The sequence below is a fragment of the Sulfitobacter sp. M39 genome (genome assembly GCF_021735935.1).
Taxonomy (GTDB): Bacteria; Pseudomonadota; Alphaproteobacteria; order Rhodobacterales; family Rhodobacteraceae; genus Sulfitobacter.
The window spans coordinates 494,890-517,575 of record NZ_WMDZ01000001.1; the positions used below are offsets into that span (position 1 = coordinate 494,890).

General features: G+C 57.9%; 26 protein-coding genes. 15 read left to right on the forward strand and 11 right to left on the reverse strand.

From position 1 onward, the window contains the following. Positions 1-27: 27 nt before the first annotated feature. Positions 28-348, forward strand: a complete 321-nt coding sequence (gene trxA, locus GLP43_RS02320) for a thioredoxin (protein WP_005850739.1) — start codon at positions 28-30, stop codon at positions 346-348. Positions 349-384: 36 nt separating this feature from the next. On the opposite strand, the gene GLP43_RS02325 is transcribed toward trxA, so the two are convergent. Continuing rightward, positions 385-1,350 (reverse strand): phosphotransferase, encoded by a 966-nt coding sequence (locus GLP43_RS02325; RefSeq protein ID WP_237278044.1) that lies wholly within the window; start codon positions 1,348-1,350, stop codon positions 385-387. Between the two features lie 74 nt (positions 1,351-1,424). On the opposite strand from GLP43_RS02325, the gene hslV reads away from it, so the two are divergent. Genes hslV through GLP43_RS02340 form a run of 3 tightly spaced genes read left to right on the forward strand, consistent with a single transcriptional unit; the run spans position 1,425 to position 4,554 of the window. Then, positions 1,425-1,982: an ATP-dependent protease subunit HslV gene (gene hslV, locus GLP43_RS02330; RefSeq protein WP_005850743.1), complete on the forward strand. Its 558-nt coding sequence runs from the start codon at positions 1,425-1,427 to the stop codon at positions 1,980-1,982. Next, complete coding sequence (gene hslU / locus GLP43_RS02335; protein WP_237278045.1) at positions 1,979-3,286, forward strand: ATP-dependent protease ATPase subunit HslU; 1,308 nt, start codon at positions 1,979-1,981, stop codon at positions 3,284-3,286. The genes hslV and hslU overlap by 4 nt, the downstream gene beginning before the upstream one ends. A gap of 38 nt (positions 3,287-3,324) precedes the next feature. Next, positions 3,325-4,554: an MFS transporter gene (locus GLP43_RS02340; protein ID WP_237278046.1), complete on the forward strand. Its 1,230-nt coding sequence runs from the start codon at positions 3,325-3,327 to the stop codon at positions 4,552-4,554. On the opposite strand, the gene GLP43_RS02345 is transcribed toward GLP43_RS02340, so the two are convergent. The 3 genes from GLP43_RS02345 to GLP43_RS02355 are packed head-to-tail and all read right to left on the reverse strand — an operon-like array spanning position 4,551 to position 6,840. Beyond that, on the reverse strand, positions 4,551-5,150 hold the full coding sequence (locus GLP43_RS02345) for a Smr/MutS family protein (RefSeq protein ID WP_237278047.1): 600 nt from the start codon (positions 5,148-5,150) through the stop codon (positions 4,551-4,553). The two genes, GLP43_RS02340 and GLP43_RS02345, sit on opposite strands and share 4 nt — an antisense overlap. Continuing rightward, the gene (mltA, locus tag GLP43_RS02350; RefSeq protein ID WP_237278048.1) at positions 5,147-6,142 is read right to left on the reverse strand and encodes a murein transglycosylase A; all 996 of its coding nucleotides are present in this window, start codon (positions 6,140-6,142) and stop codon (positions 5,147-5,149) included. Before mltA ends, GLP43_RS02345 begins: the two co-directional genes overlap by 4 nt. 38 nt (positions 6,143-6,180) lie before the next feature. After that, positions 6,181-6,840, reverse strand: coding sequence for a Tim44/TimA family putative adaptor protein (locus GLP43_RS02355; RefSeq protein ID WP_237278049.1), 660 nt, complete (start codon positions 6,838-6,840; stop codon positions 6,181-6,183). 102 nt (positions 6,841-6,942) lie between these two features. On the opposite strand from GLP43_RS02355, the gene GLP43_RS02360 reads away from it, so the two are divergent. Together GLP43_RS02360 and secB are read left to right on the forward strand one after the other, a co-directional pair. Continuing rightward, positions 6,943-7,437 carry an FxsA family protein gene (locus GLP43_RS02360; RefSeq protein ID WP_009825706.1) on the forward strand — a complete coding sequence of 165 codons (495 nt, stop codon included), beginning with the start codon at positions 6,943-6,945 and terminating at the stop codon, positions 7,435-7,437. Positions 7,438-7,540: 103 nt separating this feature from the next. Next, a complete protein-coding gene (secB, locus tag GLP43_RS02365) occupies positions 7,541-8,032 on the forward strand; it encodes a protein-export chaperone SecB (protein ID WP_237278050.1) in 492 nt (163 codons plus the stop codon). Here secB and dnaQ read toward each other — a convergent pair. Genes dnaQ through GLP43_RS02385 form a run of 4 tightly spaced genes read right to left on the reverse strand, consistent with a single transcriptional unit; the run spans position 8,029 to position 10,727 of the window. Next, a complete protein-coding gene (gene dnaQ, locus GLP43_RS02370) occupies positions 8,029-8,715 on the reverse strand; it encodes a DNA polymerase III subunit epsilon (RefSeq protein ID WP_237278051.1) in 687 nt (228 codons plus the stop codon). The genes secB and dnaQ overlap by 4 nt on opposite strands. After that, positions 8,708-9,298: a dephospho-CoA kinase gene (gene coaE, locus GLP43_RS02375; RefSeq protein WP_237278052.1), complete on the reverse strand. Its 591-nt coding sequence runs from the start codon at positions 9,296-9,298 to the stop codon at positions 8,708-8,710. The genes dnaQ and coaE overlap by 8 nt, the downstream gene beginning before the upstream one ends. Continuing rightward, positions 9,298-10,131, reverse strand: coding sequence for a shikimate dehydrogenase (locus tag GLP43_RS02380; protein ID WP_237278053.1), 834 nt, complete (start codon positions 10,129-10,131; stop codon positions 9,298-9,300). Before GLP43_RS02380 ends, coaE begins: the two co-directional genes overlap by 1 nt. Continuing rightward, positions 10,128-10,727: a Maf family protein gene (locus GLP43_RS02385; protein WP_237278054.1), complete on the reverse strand. Its 600-nt coding sequence runs from the start codon at positions 10,725-10,727 to the stop codon at positions 10,128-10,130. The genes GLP43_RS02380 and GLP43_RS02385 overlap by 4 nt, the downstream gene beginning before the upstream one ends. Positions 10,728-11,131: 404 nt before the next feature. Here GLP43_RS02385 and GLP43_RS02390 point away from each other — a divergent pair, with 404 nt between their 5' ends. The 7 genes from GLP43_RS02390 to GLP43_RS02420 all read left to right on the forward strand — a co-directional run bounded on the left by GLP43_RS02390 (position 11,132) and on the right by GLP43_RS02420 (position 18,471). Further along, positions 11,132-11,581: a CopD family protein gene (locus GLP43_RS02390; protein ID WP_237278055.1), complete on the forward strand. Its 450-nt coding sequence runs from the start codon at positions 11,132-11,134 to the stop codon at positions 11,579-11,581. Between the two features lie 123 nt (positions 11,582-11,704). Next, entirely contained in the window at positions 11,705-12,976 is a 1,272-nt protein-coding gene (gene rho, locus GLP43_RS02395) for a transcription termination factor Rho (RefSeq protein WP_005850767.1), read from the forward strand. 30 nt (positions 12,977-13,006) lie between these two features. Then, a complete protein-coding gene (gene mnmE, locus GLP43_RS02400; RefSeq protein WP_237278056.1) occupies positions 13,007-14,293 on the forward strand; it encodes a tRNA uridine-5-carboxymethylaminomethyl(34) synthesis GTPase MnmE in 1,287 nt (428 codons plus the stop codon). Positions 14,294-14,307: 14 nt separating this feature from the next. Next, positions 14,308-16,170 carry a tRNA uridine-5-carboxymethylaminomethyl(34) synthesis enzyme MnmG gene (gene mnmG, locus GLP43_RS02405; RefSeq protein ID WP_237278057.1) on the forward strand — a complete coding sequence of 621 codons (1,863 nt, stop codon included), beginning with the start codon at positions 14,308-14,310 and terminating at the stop codon, positions 16,168-16,170. Beyond that, positions 16,167-16,775 carry a 16S rRNA (guanine(527)-N(7))-methyltransferase RsmG gene (gene rsmG, locus GLP43_RS02410; protein WP_237279909.1) on the forward strand — a complete coding sequence of 203 codons (609 nt, stop codon included), beginning with the start codon at positions 16,167-16,169 and terminating at the stop codon, positions 16,773-16,775. The genes mnmG and rsmG overlap by 4 nt, the downstream gene beginning before the upstream one ends. Further along, complete coding sequence (locus tag GLP43_RS02415) at positions 16,768-17,568, forward strand: ParA family protein (RefSeq protein WP_237278058.1); 801 nt, start codon at positions 16,768-16,770, stop codon at positions 17,566-17,568. The genes rsmG and GLP43_RS02415 overlap by 8 nt, the downstream gene beginning before the upstream one ends. Before the next feature lie 15 nt (positions 17,569-17,583). Then, complete coding sequence (locus tag GLP43_RS02420; RefSeq protein WP_237278059.1) at positions 17,584-18,471, forward strand: ParB/RepB/Spo0J family partition protein; 888 nt, start codon at positions 17,584-17,586, stop codon at positions 18,469-18,471. Here GLP43_RS02420 and hemW read toward each other — a convergent pair. The 3 genes from hemW to rph are packed head-to-tail and all read right to left on the reverse strand — an operon-like array spanning position 18,468 to position 20,939. Continuing rightward, complete coding sequence (hemW, locus tag GLP43_RS02425) at positions 18,468-19,625, reverse strand: radical SAM family heme chaperone HemW (protein WP_237278060.1); 1,158 nt, start codon at positions 19,623-19,625, stop codon at positions 18,468-18,470. The genes GLP43_RS02420 and hemW overlap by 4 nt on opposite strands. Next, on the reverse strand, positions 19,618-20,229 hold the full coding sequence (gene rdgB / locus GLP43_RS02430; RefSeq protein ID WP_237278061.1) for an RdgB/HAM1 family non-canonical purine NTP pyrophosphatase: 612 nt from the start codon (positions 20,227-20,229) through the stop codon (positions 19,618-19,620). Before rdgB ends, hemW begins: the two co-directional genes overlap by 8 nt. Next, on the reverse strand, positions 20,226-20,939 hold the full coding sequence (gene rph / locus GLP43_RS02435; protein WP_237278062.1) for a ribonuclease PH: 714 nt from the start codon (positions 20,937-20,939) through the stop codon (positions 20,226-20,228). Before rph ends, rdgB begins: the two co-directional genes overlap by 4 nt. Before the next feature lie 130 nt (positions 20,940-21,069). Here rph and hrcA point away from each other — a divergent pair, with 130 nt between their 5' ends. Beyond that, on the forward strand, positions 21,070-22,104 hold the full coding sequence (gene hrcA / locus GLP43_RS02440) for a heat-inducible transcriptional repressor HrcA (protein WP_237278063.1): 1,035 nt from the start codon (positions 21,070-21,072) through the stop codon (positions 22,102-22,104). 9 nt (positions 22,105-22,113) lie between these two features. Further along, the gene (locus GLP43_RS02445; RefSeq protein ID WP_005850788.1) at positions 22,114-22,677 is read left to right on the forward strand and encodes a nucleotide exchange factor GrpE; all 564 of its coding nucleotides are present in this window, start codon (positions 22,114-22,116) and stop codon (positions 22,675-22,677) included. Positions 22,678-22,686 lie beyond the last annotated feature (9 nt).

Here is a 22,686-nt window from a genome sequence, read left to right on the forward strand (position 1 = left end):
TAACCAACCCCGTGCAGGAGCAGCAACATGGCAACCGTCGCAGTCACAGACGCAACATTCGACGCAGAAGTTAAGAATTCCGATATCCCCGTTGTGGTGGATTTCTGGGCTGAGTGGTGCGGCCCCTGTAAGCAGATCGGCCCCGCGCTCGAGGAACTTTCCTCCGAGATGGACGGCAAGGTAAAGATCGTCAAAGTCAACGTTGACGAGAACCCGAACAGCCCCGCCCAGATGGGTGTGCGTGGCATCCCTGCCCTGTTCATCTTCAAGAACGGCGAAGTCGTATCGAACCTGGCCGGCGCCCGCCCCAAGGCCGCGCTGCAAGGCTGGATCGAAGAGTCGATCTAAGCTGCCGCACCCGCAGCAAGCACATTCAGTGGCGCGTCAGGCAAAGGCTTGGCGCGCTATTTTTTTGATCCGCTCGAACCGCATGACATTGGCGATAGATCCATGTTCTTGAATCCGGTTCCAGTCGGTCAGGATCTGCACCCGCGTCAGGAAGTGCACCGTGGGATCATCGGGCGGCACCAGCGTGTATCCTTCAAAGAACGCGTCCCAGGCGGCGGGGGGAACGCTATGGCCTTTGGGCAAGACATCAAGGTCGCCTACCATCTGGGTATAGCTTTGCAGCAGCCGCGCGATGTCATAGCCCACGGGCGACGGTGTGGTCGCTGAAAAATCGAACGCTGACGTTTCATCGGGCGACATCACCAGATTATACCCGTTCAGGTCGCCATGTTTCGCCGCGATCTGGCCCGCGTGCCCTTGGGCCTGAGGTGCGTATTCCGCGATACGGCCCACATAAGCCGCAAAACGTTGCTTGCCATTGATCCGACGCGCACCGCTTTCAACACGCGCCACCAGACGGTGCAGATGATTGACCATGAACCGCGGCTGAAACGGATGGGTGCCCTGCAAAGCGGCCCCGTGAAACGCCGCCAGCCAACCGCCCGCCCGGCGCAGCAAGGGGGCGTGATCCTCTGTCTGGCGACACAGGTCCAGAAACGTGTCGCCCTTGGCAAAGCGCATCAGATAGGCCTGCTGGCCCGCGTCCGCCGCGAGGATCTGTGGCACGCTATAACCGGGCACTGCGTCGAGCGCGTCATAGGCTGCCTGATGGGCAGCAAGCATAGCGGTGAACCTGTCGGTATCCCACGGACGAGCCACGTGTTTGAACACGACAGAGGCCCCGTCACGCCCGTCATAGCGCTGCACGATCTGGCGCTGGTTGCTGTCATCCTTGATCCACTCGGCCCCGCAGGTAAAGGTTTCGGGCGCAATCCCTGACTTGGCCGCCAATGCCTCAAATATTTGAAATGCCTGCACTTTCAGGTCGTCTACCGGTGGCATTCAAATCCTTTCGGGACATTAGCCTTGCGAAACAGCGGCGGGGTTTTCATATAGGTTTGAACTATGGAGGCTACATGTCAAAGCAAGAATTCCCCGGCTGGCACGGGACCACCATCATCGGTGTGAAGAAAGACGGCGAAGTCGTGATCGCGGGCGACGGTCAGGTCAGCCTTGGCCAAACGGTGATCAAAGGAACCGCACGCAAGGTGCGCCGGCTCAGCCCCGGCGGGTTTGACGTTGTCGCGGGCTTTGCCGGATCGACTGCTGATGCTTTCACGCTGCTGGAACGGCTTGAAGCCAAGCTTGAAGCCACGCCCGGACAGTTGGCGCGTGCCAGTGTCGAGCTTGCCAAAGACTGGCGCACCGACAAATACCTGCAAAAGCTCGAAGCGATGCTGATCGTGTCAGACGGGCGCGAGCTGCTGGTGATCACCGGCGCGGGTGACGTGCTGGAGCCTGAACATTCTGTCGCGGCCATCGGGTCGGGCGGAAATTACGCGCTGGCCGCTGCGCGCGGCATGATGGACAGCGACCGCGACGCCGAAACCGTCGCGCGGGATGCAATGAAGATCGCGTCGGACATCTGCGTTTATACCAATGGTAACCTCACGGTGGAGAAAATCACACAATGACCGATCTGACCCCCCGCGAAATCGTCTCTGAACTTGACCGTTTTATCATCGGCCAGAACGACGCTAAACGCGCCGTTGCCGTGGCGCTGCGCAACCGCTGGCGCCGCAAGCAGTTGGGCGATGACCTGCGCGACGAAGTATACCCCAAGAACATCCTGATGATCGGGCCCACCGGCGTGGGCAAGACCGAGATCAGTCGCCGCTTGGCAAAACTGGCGCGGGCACCTTTCCTCAAGGTCGAGGCGACGAAATTCACCGAAGTCGGCTATGTCGGCCGCGATGTGGAACAGATCATCCGTGATCTGGTAGACAGCGCCATCGTCATGACCCGCGAATATATGCGCGAAGACGTGAAGGTCAGCGCCCATAAGGCCGCCGAAGAACGCGTTGTTGACGCGATTGCGGGCAAAGACGCCCGCGAAGGCACCCGCGATATGTTTCGCAAAAAGCTGAAAGCGGGCGAGCTGGACGATACGATGATCGAGCTTGAAGTCGCCGATACCTCTAGCCCGTTTCCGGCGATGGATATCCCCGGACAACCCGGCGGCGGTATGGGGATGATGAACCTTGGCGATCTTTTTGGCAAAGCCATGGGCGGCCGGACGGTCAAGAAACGCCTGTCAGTCGCCGAAAGCTACGAGGTACTGATCAGCGAAGAGGCCGACAAGCTGCTGGATGACGAAACTGTCAACCGCGCCGCGATCGAAGCGGTAGAGCAGAACGGCATCGTCTTTCTGGACGAGATCGACAAGGTGTGCGCCCGCTCTGACGCGCGTGGCGGCGATGTCAGCCGTGAAGGCGTGCAGCGCGACCTGCTGCCCCTGATCGAAGGCACTACCGTATCGACCAAACACGGACCGGTGAAAACGGATCATATCCTGTTTATCGCCTCGGGTGCCTTCCATATTGCCAAGCCGTCCGACCTGTTGCCCGAATTGCAGGGTCGCTTGCCGATCCGCGTCGAGCTGCGCGCGCTGACGGAAGATGATTTCGTTCGCATCCTGACCGAGACCGACAATGCGCTGACGCTACAATATACCGCGTTGATGGGCACCGAAGAGGTCGAGGTTGCGTTCACCGACGAAGGTATCAAGGCACTGGCCAAGATTGCCGCCGATGTGAACCAATCGATCGAGAATATCGGCGCGCGGCGGCTTTACACCGTGATGGAGCGTGTCTTTGAGGAGCTGTCGTTCAGCGCGCCGGATCGTACCGGCGAAAAGATCACCGTCGATGGCGATTTCGTCGAGAAGAACCTAGGCGAGCTGACACGATCCACCGATCTGTCACGCTACGTTCTTTAGGGCTTTTCAATCTGCCATGCGCCTGAGAATGATGGCGCATGGCATACTTCAGATTTATCCGCGCCAATTGGGTGTTCTTGTTGGCGGGTTTCCTGCTGACATTTACCTCGGCCTATGGGCAAACCTATTTCATCTCGCTTTTCGCGGGCGAGATTAAGGGCAGTTTCGGGCTGTCCGACGGTCAATGGGGCGGGATCTATACCCTCGGCACGACGCTCTCGGCGATCACGATGGTCTGGGCGGGCGTGCTGACAGACCGGTTTCGGGTGCGCCGCCTGTCATTCTGGGTGATGGTCGCGCTGGCAGGCGCCTGTCTGGCGATGGCCGCTGTGCCGAACTGGATCGCGCTGATCTTTGTCATCTATGCGCTGCGTCTGACCGGGCAGGGGATGATGTCTCAGCTTGGGGCCGTGGCGATGGTGCGCTGGTTCGAGGCCGCACGGGGCAAGGCGCTGTCGCTGTCGTCTATGGGCTTTGCTGTGGGGCAGGCGATTTTGCCTGTCGTCTTCGTCGCCCTTTTCGCAAGCTTTCACTGGCGCAGCCTTTGGGTGCTGGCGGCTGCTTTGGTGCTGATCACCATGCCGGTGATGCTACTGCTGTTGCGGCAAGAGCGTACGCCGCAATCGATGGCGCAAAGCACGCAATCGGCGGGGATGGACGGACAGCATTGGACGCGGATGCAGATGATCCGCCACGGGTTGTTCTGGCTGATGATCCCGCTGGTAATTGGTCCTCCGGCGTGGGGGACGGCGCTGTTCTTTCAGCAAGTCCATCTGACAGAGGTGAAGGGCTGGACGCTGGTCAGCTTTGTCGCGCTGATGCCGCTTTATACGGTGACATCCGTAGTCTCGACCTTTGTGTCGGGCTGGGCAATCGACCGGTTTGGCGTGACGCGGGTCACGCCGGTGCAAATGCTGCCTTTTGCGCTGTCTTTCGCCGTGCTCGCCTTTGCGGATACCATTGCGATGGCCGGTGTCGGGTTGATGATCTTTGGCGTGGGGCAGGGGATGCAGGCGACCGCGACCTCTGTTTTCTGGGCCGAATTCTATGGCACGCGCTATATCGGGTCGATCAAGGCCGTGGGTGCCGCGCTGATGGTGTTCGGTTCGGCCATTGGGCCGGGTGTTACGGGGCTGTTCATTGATCTGGGCGTTGATTTCCCGCAGCAGATGATCCCGATTGCGATCTACTATGCCGTGGCCGCGATCATGGCGACTGTCGGGGTGTTACGCTATCGCAAGCGGTTGGTCGCGCCTGCCACGGCTTAACGGTGACGCCGCAGATAGACGTAATAGGCGCCGCCGCCGCCGTGACTGATATGCGCCTGACTGACCTGAAGCACGGCTGACGACAGCGGCGGCATCGACAGCCATTGCGGCACCTGATGGCGCAGCACACCGTGGCGCACGGGGATCGGGCCGCCTTCGTCCCGCATCTTGCCTTTGCCGGTGATCACCAAGACAAGGCGCCGCCCCTTGGCATGCGAGCCCAGAATGAACTTGGTCAGCGCAGGATGAGCGCGGTCCAGCGTCATACCGTGAAGGTCGATCCGCCCCTCGGGGCGCATCTTACCGCGCTTGAGCTTGCCGAACGCTTTTGAATCCATCTGCACCGGTGCCTGACGCATCTGATCGGGCAGGGAGGGCATCAGATCATGGGTGTTGCGCCGCGGCTTGGGATCGGGCTTGCCCATGACGACAGAGCTGCGCTTGCGGATTTGCGGCGGCGTTGGCGGGGGGCCGTGGATCGGGGAGGTGCCGTCAATCTCGGCGCGGAACAGCTTGTCAACATCAAGCTTTTCCGTCCGCTCTGTCACCTTTTTCCAAAGCGACAGATCATCCTTATCCAGACGCTTGCGGCTCATAGCAGCGGCTCCGGCAAAAGCGCATAGGCGCGCTGGATCGGCATCAGGACCATCATCCGCCCCGGATCACGCAGCTTGCCCGCGGCACGCCCCGCCTTGTCGCCGGTGCCAAAGAACACATCCGCCCGTTGCGCGCCCTTGATCGCCGACCCGGTATCCTGCGCGATCATCAAGCGGTGCATCGGTTCCTTGCCCTGTTTTTCGATCCAGACAGGGGCGCCGAGCGGTACAAACTTGGGGTCTACAGCGACGGTGCGCAGGGTGGTCACCGACCGGTTCATCGCGCCAAGCGGCCCTTGATCGGCGGGCACCTGATTGACCTCGCGAAAGAACACATAGGACGGGTTGTGGTACAGCAGCTCACGCCCGTCATCAGGGTTCCGGCGGACCCAGTTCTTGATCACCTCTGCGCTGACCTGGTGCGGGTCATAGACGCCGCGGCGCACCAGTTCGACGCCGATGGACCGGTAGGGGTGCCCGTTCGCCCCGCGGTATCCCACACGCCGATAGCTGCCATCGGGCAGCCTGATCCGGCCAGACCCTTGAATTTGCAGAAAGAAAAGTTCGACCGGGTCGTCGACATAGGCGATTTCAAGGCCGCGGCCCTTCATCACGTCGGTATCCAGAATATCGCGGCGGGTCAGCCACGGGTTGTTGGCCTTCGCCTCTGGCGGCATGGCATAGACCGGATAGCGATAGCGGTCGGAGGGGTAGAGATCGCCATCAAGTTCGGGTTCGAAATAGCCCGTGAACATCGCCTCGTTTCCGTCTTCGATCAACACAGGCCGGAACAGAAGTTCAAAGAACTGGCGCGGATCGGGGTCGGATCTGGCATAGGCGCAGATGTTGCGCCAATCGACATCCTTCATATCACCGCAGGTATTCAGAAACGCGCGCAAGGCGGCGGCGTGGTCGTCGGTTTCCCAACCCTCAAGCTGGTCGAACGACAGGATCGAATAGGACACATCTGTCGCAGAAGCGGGCGGCGCCATCAGGCCCGCCCACAGCAATGCACCCGCACAGGCACGTTTTAACCGTCTGTAGAAACAAGCAGCCAATTTGGATCATCCGAGCCCATGACACGGGCAAACACCCATGTGTCTTTTTGACGATTGACCTCTGTCGTGCTGCCTTCGACGATTTCACCATCGCGGTCTTTCACGACCGACGTCAGCTCGGCCACGAAACGGATCGTCAGCTCTGCCTCGTTGGTGGTCTTGTCCATCGTGGCGCTCTCAAGTTCCATCTCGCGGATGCCGACAAAGTGGCTCTCTACGGTCAGGCCCTGATCTTCGCGTGCGGCGACGCCTTCGACAAAGCTTTCGTAAATCTCTTCCGAGAGGAAGGGTTTGATCTCGTCCAGATTACCGTGTTCGTAGCCCATCACGATCATCTCGTAGGCGCCGCGGGCGCCGCCCAGAAAGTCGCTGACCCCAAAGGACGGCTCGACACGCTTCATCTCGGCCAGTGCGAGCGCGGTATCGGACCCCTCGGGCGCGTGATCAGTGATATCCAGATCAGGGCCACCTTCGATGACTTCGAATGCGGGGCCGCTGGGGCGTTCGGGTTTCTCGCTGACCTCGGCCGGTTTTTCAAAACCGGTGCGTGTGCCAAGCACATTCTTGAGCCGCAGGATCAGGAACACGGCAATAGCGGCCAGTACCAGAAGCTGTATCATGGGCGAATTCATAGGTACCTCGTGCTGAGAAACATGGAAACGTCGGTCTAGTGCCCCTATGTAGGGTGTGAACCGGGCCAAGTCCACTCTGGCCCATAGGAAAGGACGCATGCCATGTGGCTGTTTTTGGCTTTTATTGCCGTACCGTTGATAGAAATAACGTTGTTCATTCAGGTGGGTGGGGCAATTGGCCTCGGCTGGACGCTGGCGATTGTTGTTTCTACCGCGATCATCGGCACCTATCTGATGCGCGCACAGGGTGCGCTGGCGCTTGGCCAGATCAAGTCGTCCTTGTCCGAAGTCCGCGATCCGACCGAACCGCTGGTGCATGGCGCGATGATCCTGTTCGCCGGCGCGTTGCTGCTGACACCGGGGTTTTTCACCGATGCCTTGGGCTTTGCCCTGCTGATACCCGGCGTGCGCACCGCTGCGTTCAAAGCTGCACGCAGCAAGGTGAACGTGAGCAGCGTCCATATGGGCGGCACCTCAGGGCCACGGCGCCCGCAGCCCCATCGTCCGATGCAGGGGGATGTGATCGATGGCGAATATCACGAGCTGTCCGAACAGGACCGCGGGCCCAAACGCCCCTCTGGCTGGACAGACCATTGACTGCGCGCCATTGAGCACGGGCCATTTGATGCGGGCCATTGAGCGCGGCAAGGCGATCTGATAAGCCCGACTAAATGAGTTTATTGTCTTAAGGAGCCTTTAAATGGCTGAAGAAGAAGCAACACAACCGACCCAGGCCGCACAGCCGCAGATGCGCATTATGGGTCAGTTCATTCGTGATATGTCCTTTGAAAACATCATGGCGCAAAAAGGCGCGCCGACAGATGTGCAGCCCGACGTTCAGGTTCAAGTCAATCTGGATGCGAAAAAGCGGTCGGCCGATAACCAGTATGAATCCGCGATCAAGCTTCAGGTTACGTCAAAAGCCAAAGGCGGCGACGCGACGCTGTTCCTGCTGGAAATCGACTATGTCGGTATCTTCCACGTTGAAAACGTGCCCGAAGACCAGATGCACCCGTTTCTGCTGATTGAATGCCCGCGCATGATCTTCCCGTTCCTGCGCCGCGTTGTCAGCGATGTGACCCGCGACGGTGGCTTCCCGCCGCTGAACCTCGAAAACATCGACTTTGTTGCGCTGTATCGCAACGAGATCGCGCGCCGTCAGGCCGAGAATACGCAAAAAGCGGACGCCTAAAGCGTCTTCCACACAGCGCTGTCGCCCAGTTTATCGACGAATTCGGTATGGGCGGCGGCCTCTTGCGGAGTAATCCGCGAGGGCAGGGGCGTCGGGCGCGGTTTTGGCGTCCAATCGGGGGTGGTATCGCCCTCTTTCTTTTCGGGTTTGGTCGACAGGCCGAAGTCAGGCTGCCGCCCGCCGATCAGCTCAAGATACACCTCCGCCAGAATTTCACTATCAAGCAAAGCACCGTGGAGCGTCCGCGACGTGTTATCGATGCCAAAGCGGCGGCACAGCGCATCCAGCGACGCGGGCGAGCCCGGAAAGCGTTTGCGCGCGATGGCCAGCGTATCAAGCGCCTGTTCCCACGGGATCTGGGGCAGCCCCATCCATTTCAATTCCGCGTTCAGAAACTTGATATCGAAGGCGGCGTTGTGGATCACCAGCTTTGAATCACCGATGAAATTCAGAAAATCCTGCCCGATCTGCGCAAACTTGGGTTTGTCGCGCAAAAACTCGTCGCCCAGCCCGTGCACTTCGAAGGCTTCGGCGGGCATGCTGCGTTCGGGGTTGATATACTGGTGATAGGTATTGCCGGTCGCCACGTGACCCATCAGTTCAACCGCACCGATTTCAACGATCCTATCGCCGCTTTCAGGGTCGAAACCGGTGGTTTCCGTATCCAGTACGATCTCACGCATGGGACAGCTTTCCTTTGATATCCTCGATGACAGCCTCCACCTGCGCGCGAGCGTGGGGCAGGGTGTCTGTTTCAATCACATAATCGGCCAAAGCGCATTTTTCATCGTTTGGCATCTGTTTGGCGCGGATATTTTCAAACTGTTCCAGCGTCATCGTCCCGCGCGCCATCACGCGCTTTTGCTGGATGTCAGCCGAGACCGTGACACAGGCCACCGCATCCATGCGTTTGTCACCACCGGTTTCAAAAATCAACGGGATGTCGAGCACGACGATCTTGGCCTTTGTTTCCGCCAGAAAGGCCGCGCGATCTTCGCCGACCAGCGGATGCACGATGCTTTCGATCTTTTTCAAAACGGTCGGGTCCGCATCAATCAGGCTTTTGAGCGCGGGCCGCGATACTTCGCCCGCAACGACCGCATCGGGAAGCGTTTCGCGAAACGCCGCGACGGCGGCCCCCCCCTTGGAATAGAGCCGATGCACGGCGGCGTCTGCGTCCCAGACGGCGCAGCCAAGATCAGCGAACATTTGTGCGGTGGTCGATTTCCCCATGCCGATCGACCCGGTCAGCCCCAGAAGAAACATCAGCGCAACGCCGCCAGACGTGTTTCATGGTCCACCGTCGGCCGCGCGCCAAACCACCGTTCGAACCCCGGCACCGCCTGATGCAAAAGCATGCCTAAACCGTCAACAGTGACGCATCCCGCCGCCTCTGCGGTTTCCAGAAGCGTGGTTTTCAACGGTGCATAGACCAGATCCGTGACCACCGTATCGGCGCGCAACCCATCAAGCGGCACGCGCAGCTCGGATTTTCCGATCATCCCCAGCGACGTGGTGTTCACCACCAAGGACGCATGGCTGACCATCGTCCCCGCCTGCGACCAGTCGTAGACCGTCACGCGGTTGCCAAAGACCGACCGCAACCGTTCGGCCCGCACACGGGTGCGATTGGCAAGCAGGATCTCGGGCACGCCGGCGTCCAGTAAGGAAGAGATCACAGCCCGCGCGGCACCACCGGCACCAAAGACGCAAGCGGGGCCGTCAGTCGGCACCCAATGCGTCGCGCCTGCCTTGAGGTTTTCGATAAACCCGTAGCCGTCCGTGTTATCGCCCTGAATTTTACCGTCTGCGCGGAAGGTGATCGTATTCACGGCCCCAATCATCGCCGCGCGGTCTGTGATGATATCTGCGATCTCGATCACCGCTTCTTTATGGGGGATCGTGACATTGGCACCGATGAACCCCATTTTCGGCATCGCCTCAAGTACTTGGCGGAGGTCTTCGGGTTCGACGTGCAGGGGGATATAGGCCCCCTTCAGCCCAAGCGTTTTCAGCCAGTGCCCGTGGATCTGGGGGGATTTTGAATGGGCAATCGGCGATCCGATCACACCTGCCAGCGGTATTTTAGCCAAGCTCATGCGGATAGATCCCCCCGTAGCGTCAGATAATTCAACAGTTCAAGCAGGGGTAACCCTAGGACATTAAAGTAATCGCCTTCAATGCCGCTGAACAGCCTGAGGCCTTCCTCTTCCAACTTATACGCGCCGACCGCATGTTGGATACTGTCCCAGTTCCGCGCGACGTACTCCTTTATGTAGCTGTCCGACGCGTCGCGCATGCGCAGCCGCACCTGACCCACGTGACGCCAGATCGGTTTGCCATCCGCGACGATCACGGCGGCGGATAGCAAGCTATGGCGATCGCCGCGCAGGGATTTCAGCTGGGCAATCGCCTCGTCTGGCGTGGCGGGTTTTGACAGCAGCGTCCCGCGGTGGTCGAGCACCTGATCACAGCCCATCACCAAGGCGCCCGGGGTCTTGTCGCTGACTTTGCGGGCTTTCATCTCGGCCAGTGTATCGGCGATGTCGCGGGGGGGCGCCTGCTCTGCCAGCAGGGCCATCTTAATCATTTGTTCATCAATGCGCGCCACGCTCACCTCATGGGGAACGCAGGCCTGTTGCAGCAGCTGTGACCGGATCGACGACCCGGAGGCGAGGATGAAACGTTGGGGCATGGGGATAAACCTGTGTGCGACGCTAGGAAGTTCTTAGGGATTTTTCCCCCGAATGGCGAGAGTGCGCGAAAGCGTCGGGAAAACCCCTGCCTGCCAGAGTGAAATTCCAGCTTTATACGGGGCGGCATAAGGATAAATCCGAAACCCCCTGAACGGAGTTAATCCCAAGCTTATCCACAAAGCTACACAGTTTATCCCCTGAAATTTTTTTGTTTAAGTATTTGAAAAAGGGTGAATTTATCCGCACGGCGCCGAGTTATCATCGAAACGGGATTCACAACATACACAGGTGGATAAATCGAGGTACAAAACAGTAATCCACAGAAAATGATCTCCCTACTTACATCATCATCTTTCTTCTTTTCTTATTTATATTAGTAAGAAGGCACCAACCGGAGTGTGACATGACCGACTTGCTTGCCATCGCCTATCCTTGGGTAAAATCGCTTCATATTATCTCGGTCATTTCGTGGATGGCCGCGCTGTTCTATCTTCCGCGGCTTCTCGTGCATCATACAGAGCAGGTGGGCCAAAACGGCCAGACCCATGATCTTTTCAAAATGATGGAGTTCAAGCTTGCCAACGTGATCATGCGCCCCGCAATGATCGGCACCTGGATTTTCGGGCTAGCGCTGGTGTTCACACCGGGCATCGTCGACTGGGCCGCTGTGTGGCCCTGGACGAAGGGGGCAAGCGTGTTTGCGATGACGGGGTTCCACGGGTGGCTTGTCGGACGTGTGAAGGCCTTTGCAGCGGGGGAGAACCGGCTGAGCGGGAAGCGTTACCGGATCATGAACGAAGTGCCGACGCTGCTGATGATCATCATTGTGTTCTCGGTCGTCGTGAAATTCTAAGCTGATTGACGAAACACGCCATTCTGAGTATGTGTTTTCTGCACCCCGTCCGGGGACCGTATAAATCTGCCCATTTTTATGACACGACCCGCCCGCATTCCGGGATCGGAACAGGATATTTCCATGACAACTGAAACACTTAACCTTGCCGATCTAAAGGCGCAGACGCCCAAGAATCTTCTGGCGATGGCCGAAGAGCTTGAGATCGAAAACGCATCGACCATGCGTAAAGGCGAAATGATGTTCCAGATCCTGCGCGAACGTGCGGATGAAGGCTGGGAAATCTCGGGCGATGGTGTGCTGGAAGTGTTGCAGGACGGTTTCGGTTTCCTGCGCTCGCCCGAAGCGAACTATCTGCCGGGTCCTGATGACATTTACGTCTCGCCCGAGATGATCCGCCAGCACTCGCTGCGCACCGGCGACACAATCGAAGGTCTGATCAAGGCGCCAGATGATGCGGAGCGGTACTTTGCGCTGACAGATGTCACCAAGATCAACTTTGAAGAGCCGGAAAAAGCGCGCCACAAGGTTGCCTTTGAAAACCTGACGCCGCTTTACCCTGATGAGCGTCTGACGATGGAAGTCGATGATCCGACGATCAAGGACCGGTCCTCGCGTATTATCGATCTGGTATCGCCCATTGGTAAGGGACAGCGCTGCTTGATTGTGGCGCCGCCACGGACCGGTAAAACGGTTCTGCTGCAAAACATCGCGAATTCGATCGAACAGAACCACCCCGAGTGCTACTTGATCGTTCTGCTGATTGACGAACGCCCCGAAGAAGTCACTGATATGCAGCGTAGTGTCAAAGGGGAGGTTGTTTCTTCGACCTTCGACGAGCCTGCAACGCGCCACGTGGCCGTGTCTGAAATGGTTATCGAAAAGGCGAAACGTCTGGTCGAGCATAAGCGCGACGTTGTGATTTTGTTGGATTCGATCACCCGTCTGGGCCGTGCGTTTAACACTGTTGTGCCGTCGTCGGGTAAGGTTCTGACCGGTGGTGTTGATGCCAACGCGCTGCAACGCCCCAAACGTTTCTTCGGCGCCGCGCGGAACATCGAAGAGGGTGGGTCGCTGACCATTATCGCCACCGCGCTGATCGACACCGGCAGCCGTATGGACGAGGTGATCTTTGAAGAATTTAAAGGGACCGGCAACTCGGAAATCGTGCTGGATCGCAAAATTGCGGATAAGCGCGTTTTCCCTGCGATAGATATTCTGAAGTCCGGTACGCGGAAAGAGGATCTGCTGGTCGACAAAAACGATCTGCAAAAGACCTTTGTGTTGCGCCGTATTCTGAACCCGATGGGCACGACGGATGCGATTGAATTCCTGATCGGGAAGTTGAAGCAAACCAAGACGAACTCCGATTTCTTCGATTCAATGAATAGCTAATTATTCACTTAAATCAGTGGGTTAAATGATATGGATACGATATTCGCCCAAGCCACAGCGCAGGGGCGGGCCGGTGTTTGCGTCATTCGTATTTCGGGCCCGCAGGCGTTTTTTATCGCTGAAACCATCGCGCAGCCATTACCTGCGCCGCGGGTGGCTGCGGTGCGCGCTATCAGTGACGCCGATGGGCAGATCATTGACCGTGCCCTTGTCCTGACTTTCGAGGGTCCGAACAGCTTTACAGGCGAAGACACGGTCGAGCTTCATTTGCATGGCAGCATCGCAGTGGTGCGTGCGGTGCTGACGCTGCTTTCAGGTTTTGAGGGCACGCGCCTTGCCGAGCCGGGCGAGTTTACCCGCCGTGCGATGGAGAATGGAAAGCTAGACCTCACGCAGGTCGAAGGCTTGGGTGACCTCATCGAGGCAGAGACCGAAGCGCAGCGAAAACAAGCCTTGCGCGTTTTGTCCGGTCACTTGGGTCAAAAGGTCGATATCTGGCGCGACAAACTGATCCGCGCGGCCGCTCTGCTTGAGGTGACCATCGATTTCGCGGATGAAGACGTTCCCGTCGACGTCTCGCCCGAGGTTACGGAACTGCTGAATGCGGTGAACGCCGATATTCTGGCTGAAATCGCTGGCACCCATACGGCCGAACGTATCCGAACGGGTTTTGAAGTCGCGATCATCGGCCGGCCCAATGCCGGAAAATCCACTTTGTTGAATGCATTGGCGGGGCGCGATGCGGCGATTACCTCTGCTGTGGCGGGTACGACGCGCGACGTGATCGAGGTCCGGATGGACCTTGGTGGCCTGCCGGTGACTTTGCTGGATACGGCGGGCTTGCGCGACGGGGCAGACGAGGTCGAAGCCATCGGGATTGACCGCGCAAAAACTCGCGGCGTGCAAGCTGATCTGCGCGTGTTCTTGATTGAAGAGGGTGAGGAACTGCCTGTCGCCGCAGCTGCGGATGATATCGTTCTACGACCAAAGGCTGACTTACGCGATAGCGCGGACAACGCTATATCTGGTGTGACGGGGCAGGGCGTACCGCAGCTGATAGAAAGAATACAGGCCATCCTCGGGGCGCGAAGTCTGAATGCAGGCCTTGCGACGCACGAACGTCACCGCGTTGCATTGCAGAAATCAGCCGAGGGATTAGCCGCTGCGATGTTGGTTCTGGATCACGGCCCCGATCAATATGATATAGCATCAGAAGAACTACGCCATTCGATTCGCGCACTAGAAGCGCTGGTAGGCCGAATTGACGTTGAGAACCTGCTGGATGTAATCTTTTCGAGCTTTTGCTTGGGTAAATAGATGGAGTGTTTCACGTGAAACATTTTGACGTGATAGTTATCGGTGGCGGCCACGCCGGAGCCGAAGCGGCCCACGCATCCGCGCGTATGGGTGCGAATACTGCTTTGATCACGATGTCGCGCGACGGGATCGGGGTGATGTCCTGCAATCCGGCTATCGGTGGTCTGGGTAAGGGACATTTGGTGCGCGAGATTGACGCGCTGGATGGCGTTATGGGGCGTGTCGCGGACAAAGCCGGCATTCAGTTCCGTCTTTTGAACCGTCGCAAGGGGCCCGCTGTTCAAGGTCCGCGGGCGCAGGCTGACCGTGCAATTTATCGGAAAGAAATGCTTGCCGAGACCGAGCGCCAGGAGAATCTGACCATCGTAGAGGGTGAGGTGACGGACTTCATTCTCGACAATGGTAAGGTTTGTGGTGCCGTTCTTGCCGATGGTGAACAGATCTCGGCTGCTTCGGTTGTTTTGACGACGGGTACTTTCTTGCGCGGGGTCATCCATATTGGAGATGTAGCGCGCTCCGGCGGTCGGATGGGCGATAAAGCCTCCGTCGACCTAGCGAACCGCATCGATTCGTTCGAATTGCCACTCGGACGCTTGAAGACCGGGACGCCGCCGCGTTTGGACGGGCGGACGATTGACTGGGAAAAGCTGGAATCGCAACCCGGAGATGAAGAGCCGGCCTTGTTCTCTTTCTTGTCAGAGGCGACGTCTGCTCCGCAGATCTCCTGCGGCATTACGCACACCAATGAGAAGACGCATCAAATTATTCGCGATAACCTTTCGCGGTCCGCGATGTACGGGGGGCATATCGACGGGGTAGGGCCCCGATACTGCCCGTCGATCGAAGATAAAGTCGTTCGCTTCGCTGATAAAACCTCGCACCAAGTTTTCCTGGAGCCTGAGGGGGCCGATGATCACACGATCTACCCCAATGGCATTTCGACATCGCTGCCTGAGGATGTTCAACTCGCCTACGTGAGGTCGATGGTTGGGTTGGAGAATGTAAAAATCATCCAGCCCGGTTATGCGATTGAATATGATTATGTCGACCCCCGCGCCCTAGATCTGGCGCTGTCAGTAAGGACAGTGCCTGGCCTATATCTCGCTGGTCAAATCAACGGGACAACCGGCTATGAAGAAGCTGCTGCACAAGGCTTGGTTGCCGGTTTAAACGCCGCGCTCGCAGCACAGGGTAAAGAGCCGGTAACGTTCAGCCGCGCGGATAGCTATATTGGCGTGATGATTGATGACCTGACCACCCGAGGCGTGACAGAGCCCTATCGCATGTTTACATCGCGTGCTGAATTCCGTTTGTCGCTTCGTGCTGATAACGCTGACCAGCGCCTCACGCATTTGGCGATCGCCTTGGGCTGCGTGTCGCGAGAGCGGGTTGCGCAGTTTAACGGCAAAATGGCCAAAATCGACGCAGCGATGGCGGAACTCACGAAAACGCCCTATGCGTCAAAGCCAATCGAGGCGGCGGGGATCAAAGTGAGCCAGGATGGCACGAAGCGGACCGGTTTCCAACTGCTAGCATTTCCAGATGTGACATTCGAGCAGATCGTCTTGATTAATCCGGAGCTTGAGTCGGTAGAACCCGAAATTCGCCGCCAAGTCGAGCGGGATGCACTATATGCAAACTATATTGCGCGCCAGCAGCGAGATATCGACCTGCTCCAGAAGGATGAGGCGCATGTTATTCCCACGAATTTTGACTATGAAGCGATCGACGGGCTGTCAAATGAGCTCACCTCCAAACTGTCGCTTACCCGCCCGACCAATCTCGCACAGGCGGCCCGCATTGACGGTATGACGCCCTCCGCCTTGACGCTGCTTCTGTCTCACCTCAAGCGCGGCAGCCAGAAGAAGTTTGCATAATGGGCGCTTTTGACGAGGATGTTTCACGTGAAACATTGGAGAAGCTACAGCATTTCTCGCAACTGGTCGAGAAGTGGACGGCGAAGATTAACCTGATTTCCAAACCGAGTATCCCCGAGATGTGGGAGCGTCACATTCTGGATTCGCTACAAATCTATGCCCACGCTCCCAATGCAGACCATTGGGTGGATCTTGGAAGCGGCGGCGGTTTTCCGGCAATTGTCGTGGCGCTGATGTCACAGCAAGACAATCGCGATACGAAATTCACCATGGTCGAAAGTGACCAGCGTAAATGCGCGTTCCTGAGAACAGCCATTCGGGAGCTTGAGCTGAACGCAACGGTTGCAAACGCGCGGATTGAAGCGATCGAACCTTTGGAAGCAGGCGTTCTAAGCGCGCGGGCGCTGTCCGACTTGACCGCTTTGCTCGGCTTTGCGGATCGGCATCTCTTGCCCTCCGGCACCGCGCTTTTCCCGAAAGGGGAGAACTGGCGCGCAGAAGATGCCGCAGCGAAAGAGACGTGGGGATATACCTGCGACGCGATCCAAAGTCAGACGAACCCATCTGCCGCAATTCTTAAGATCAAGGAAATCAAACATGTCTGATCTCTCTCGACCTTCGGGGCCCAAAATTATTGCGATTGCGAACCAGAAGGGTGGGGTAGGCAAGACCACGACGACGATCAACCTCGCGGCGGCTTTGGTTGAGCAGAAGCAGCGCGTTCTGGTCATTGACCTTGATCCGCAGGGCAACGCGTCAACTGGTCTGGGCATTGAACTGGATGATCGAGAATTCACGACCTACGAGCTTTTGCTTGAGGATATCGACCTAGATCAAGTAATTATGACGACCGAGACAGAGGGCCTGCATATCGTTCCAGCAACTGTCGATCTGAGTTCCGCAGATATGGAGTTGATCGCTAATGAAAAGCGCAGCTTTCTTCTGCACGACGCCTTGCGGCAGACGCAGATGGACAGCTACGCCTTCGATTATATTCTGATTGATTGCCCGCCATCGCTGAACTTGCTGACGGTGAACGCGATGATCGCGGCGCATTCGGTGCTTGTCCCGCTACAAAGCGAGTTTTTCGCGCTTGAAGGATTGTCGCAGTTGATGCTGACCATTCGCGAAGTGCGCCAGAGCGGGAACAAAGATCTGCGGATCGAAGGGATTTTGCTGACGATGTATGATCAGCGGAACAACCTGTCGCAACAAGTTGAGCAGGACGCCCGAAGCAATTTGGGCGAACTGGTATATAGAACCGTTATTCCGCGCAACGTACGGGTCAGTGAGGCACCCAGTTATGCGATGCCGGTTCTAAGTTACGATAGCGGGTCGAAAGGTGCCAAAGCGTACCGCGATCTTGCGAAAGAAGTACTGGCAAATAGTGCCGTATAAATAAGGGGTCAGGCAATGGCAGATAAAGACAAACGGCGCGGTTTGGGTCGAGGATTGTCGGCTTTGATGGCGGACGTAGCGGAGACACAAACGGTGGCATCAGAAGGCGCGGCGGAACAGTATGTTCCTATTGAAAAGATTTCTCCTAATCCGGAGCAACCGCGCAAGCGGTTTGATCCGCAGGATTTGGATGATCTTGCAAACTCTATCCGCGAAAAGGGCGTTATTCAGCCGCTGATCGTACGCCGTCGCGATGATGGGACATTCGAAATCGTCGCCGGCGAACGCCGTTGGCGCGCGTCGCAAATGGCGCAGCTGCATGAACTTCCGATCATTGTGCGCGAATTCACCGATGTCGAAGTTCTCGAAGTTGCGATTATCGAAAACATCCAACGGGCGGACCTCAATTCGATCGAGGAAGCGGCGGGCTATCGTCAGCTGATGGACCGCTTTGGCCATACGCAAGAGAAGATGGCGGAAGCCTTGGGCAAAAGCCGGAGTCATATCGCGAACCTGCTGCGCTTGCTGAACTTGCCCGAAAACGTTCTGGAAATGGTGCGTCAGGGCGATCTGACCGCGGGCCATGCGCGAACCTTGGTGCCGTCAAAGAACCCTGAAAAGCTGGCGAAACAGATTATCGCTGGCGGTCTGTCGGTACGTGCCGCCGAGGCGCTGATCAAGAAAGAGCAGCATGGTGAGAATGAAGGGCCAAACAAACGGGCGGCCAAATCCTCGAGTGAAAAAGACGCGGATACCCGCGCTCTTGAAGGGGATCTGTCAGCGAACCTTGGTTTGAAGGTAACCCTGAACCACAAGCCGGGGCAGGAAGCGGGCCAGATGGTGCTGCACTACTCGACGATGGATGAGCTGGACGAGCTCTGCCAGCTTTTGTCGGCGTCCTAATCTGACAAAAGCTCGGCCAGGATCGCGTTTAGCACCATAAAGCCCTGATCCGTCACATAAAGCTGGTCTTTATCCCTAAAAATCATCCCGATGTCCTGCATCTGGGTGATTTTTTTTGTCGAAAGCGGCACGCCGGAAAGCGCCTCGTACCGGCGCAGATCGACGCCTTCTTTCAGACGAAGCCCCATCATCAGAAACTCGCTACCCTGATCTTCTGTCGTCAGAAGCTCGCGGGGCTTTTCGGTGGCACCGCTGGCAACAGCGTCAAGCCAGCGTTTGGGGTTGCTAAAACACTCGCTCGCAAAGCGATTGCCGTTTTGGGTCAGGCGCCCGTGCGCCCCCGGGCCGATGCCAAGATAATCGCCATAGCGCCAGTAGATCAGATTGTGCCGCGACTGCGCCCCGTCGCGGGCGTGGTTCGATACCTCGTAAGAGGGCATGCCCATCTCACCGCAAATATCTTGAGTGGCCGCGTACATATCGGCGCCCAGATCATCGCTGGGCAATCCGCGCAGCTTTCCTACCGCATAGCGGTCGCCAAAGGCGGTGCCTTGTTCAATGGTTAGTTGATACAGCGACATATGGTCTATCGCTAGGGATAGGGCCTGTTTCAGCTCGCTCTGCCAGTCGGGTAAGCTCTGGTTCTGGCGACCATAGATCAGATCAAAACTGACGCGTTCAAAGGTATTGCGTGCGATGTCAAAAGCGGCAAGCCCTTCATCAACTGTATGGATGCGGCCCAGACGTTTCAGGTCCGCGTCATTCAGGGCCTGTATCCCCATTGAAATACGGTTCACGCCCGCCTGACGGAAGGCCGCAAAACGGTCGGCCTCAACCGAACCGGGGTTCGCCTCGAGCGTGATTTCCAGATCATTCGCCGTGGGCCACAATCGACGGATCGCGGCGATGACATCAGCGACGACATCGGGGTCCATCAGACTTGGGGTGCCACCGCCGAAAAAGACGGCGTTCAAGACGCGTCCTTGGGTTTCGGCGGCGCCTCGTTCAAGCTCTGTCAGATAGGCATCGCGCCAGGCCCGTTGGTCGATTGTGCGACTAACATGGCTGTTAAAGTCACAATAGGGGCATTTCGCCTCGCAAAACGGCCAATGGATATAAAGGCCAAAGCCACCCTGGCGCCAATCCTCAGTCAAAGCAGGCAGAGATCAGTTTGGCGAAAGCATCCGCACGGTGGCTGATGGCGTTCTTGGCATCGGCGGACATTTCGCCAAAGGTCTGCGCGTGCCCATCAGGTTGGAACATTGGGTCATAGCCGTGACCGACGTCGCCGCGGATGGGCCAGACGAGAGTTCCGTTCACGCGGCCTTCGAAAATTTCCTCGTGCCCGTCGGGCCAAACCAATACCAATGTCGCGCAGAACCGCGCGCGGCGTGGGTGAGGGGCGTTTGCCTCTTCCAACAACGTATGGGTCTTGGTCATTGCCATGACGAAATCGCGTCCGTTGGGCGTTTCGGACCAATCGGCGGTATAGACGCCGGGGGCATTGTCCAGCGCTTCGACCTCGATCCCGGAGTCATCTGCAAGCGCGGGAAGGCCCGTCGCCGCGACTGCCGCACGTGCTTTGATGCGGGCGTTGCCGATGAAAGTGCTTTCGGTTTCCTCCGGCTCGCCCAAGTTCATCTCGGCGGCACCTCTGACGGTGACGCCGAAGGGGGCGAAAAGCTCGGTCATTTCCTGTAGCTTGCCAGCGTTGTGGGTGGCGACCAAGATCTGGTCGCCGGTGAATTTACGGGTCATGCGGTGGCTGCCTTTTGCTTGTCGACCAGCTCTGCCACGCCCTTTTCGGCGAGGTCCATCAGCTGGTTCATCTGGTCGCGCGAATAGGTGGAGCCTTCGGCGCTCATCTGGATCTCGATCAGTTTGCCGCTGCCGGTCATAATAAAGTTACCGTCAACGCCTGCTTCTGAATCCTCGGGGTAATCAAGGTCAAGCACCGGCTGGCCCGCATAGATGCCGCAGCTGATCGCGGCGACCGGATCGACCAGTGGGTCGCTGACCACGTCGCCGGCCTTCATCAGCTTGTTCACCGCCAGTTTCAACGCGACCCAACCCCCCGTGATAGAGGCACACCGCGTGCCGCCGTCGGCCTGCAGCACGTCACAGTCGATGGTGATCTGACGTTCGCCCAAGGCGCTACGATCCACACCGGCGCGCAGGGCACGACCGATAAGGCGTTGAATTTCAACGGTGCGGCCCCCTTGTTTGCCCATTGCCGCTTCGCGGCGCATACGGGTGTTGGTCGCACGGGGCAGCATGCCGTATTCTGCCGTGACCCAGCCCAGACCGGAGCCTTTGATGAAGGGCGGCACGCGGTCCTCGATCGTGGCGGTACATAGCACATGGGTGTCGCCCATCTTGATCAGGGCCGATCCTTCGGCGTGTTTGGTGAATCCCGTTTCAATCGACACGGCACGCAGTTCGTCAAGTTTCCGACCAGAGGGGCGCATAGGTATTTCCTTTTCCATTTGCCATTGGGGATAACTCTGCGTTGCGGCGCGATGCAACCCCGATTGACGTTTGCCCCCTGTCGCACATACTTCTGCCTACATGGACAAAGCACCTACAGTTTTAGACGAGATGAACGACCGCTCGCGCGAGGTGTTCCGCCGCGTGGTCGAAGGTTATCTGGCGAATGGCGATCCCGTGGGGTCGCGCACGCTGACCCGTGACTTCAGCGAAAAAGTCAGCGCGGCCACGATCCGTAACGTGATGCAGGATCTTGAATATATGGGCCTGCTTGGCAGCCCCCATGTCAGCGCCGGTCGTATCCCGACGCAGATGGGGCTGCGCATGTTCGTCGACGGCATGATCGAGATTGGTGATCCAACCGAGACGGACCGTGAAAAAATTGACGCGACCGTTGGCAGCAACAACGCCGATGTCAGCGGAATTCTTGATCGGGTGGGGTCGGCGCTGTCTGGCGTGACCCAGGGCGCCTCGCTTGTGCTGACGCCCAAGCACGAGGCGCCGATCAAGCATATCGAATTTGTTTCACTGTCTCACGATAGGGCGCTGGTCGTTCTGGTCTTTTCCGACGGTCACGTGGAGAACCGTTTATTCACACCGCCGCCGGGCCAGACCCCCAGCAGCATGCGTGAAGCCGCGAACTTCCTGAACGCGCTGGTCGAGGGGAAAACCATCTCTGAATTGCAGCGCAGCATCGCGCATGAGATCAGCCAGCGGCGCCAGCAGATCGACGTGCTGGCACAACAGCTTGTCGAAAGCGGTCTGGCGCTGTGGCAGGGCGAAGGGGAATCCCCCGAGCGGTTGATCGTGCGCGGACGGTCGAATCTGATCAACACCGAAGGCGAGGCCGAGAACGTCGAATTGATCCGCCAGCTGTTTGATGACCTTGAACGCAAGCGGGACATCGCGGAATTCCTCGAATTGGCCGACGCGGGCGACGGTGTGCGCATTTTTATTGGTTCTGAGAATAAACTTTTTTCACTTTCGGGTTCCTCTCTGGTCGTTTCCCCTTATATGAACGCTGATCGTAAGGTGATCGGGGCGGTCGGTGTGATCGGACCCACGCGCCTTAATTATGGACGTATCGTGCCGATTGTGAATTACACGGCGCAGCTGGTTGGAAAGCTGATTTCGAACCGCAGCTAGAGGTGAATTATGGCAGAGCCGAAAGAGAACGAATTTCTGGATGATATCGATGACGCAGAGGCCGAAGCCTATGCCGACGAGATGTCCGAGATTGACGACGAAGCGCTGGAACTGGACGAATTGCGTGCCGAGCGTGACCAGCTGAAAGACCGTTTCATGCGGGCCCTGGCCGACGCAGAGAACGCGCGCAAACGGTCTGACAAGGACCGTCGCGAGGCGGAAAACTATGGCGGGTCGAAACTGGCGCGCGACATGCTGCCGGTCTACGACAATATGAAACGCGCCCTGGAAGCCGCTACAGAAGAGCAGCGCACCATTTCCGGCCCATTGCTGGAAGGGATCGAGCTGACGATGCGCGAGTTGCTGAGCGTGTTCAAGAAGCACGGGATCGAAGTCATCTCACCCGCAGTGGGTGACAAGTTCGATCCGCAGCATCATCAGGCGATGTTCGAGGCACCCGTGCCAGACACCAAAGCAGGCGATATTATCCAGGTCGCCGCCGAAGGTTTCATGTTGCACGACCGTCTGCTGCGTCCGGCGCAGGTCGGCGTTTCCTCTACCCCCGCAGGGTAAACGCCCGGG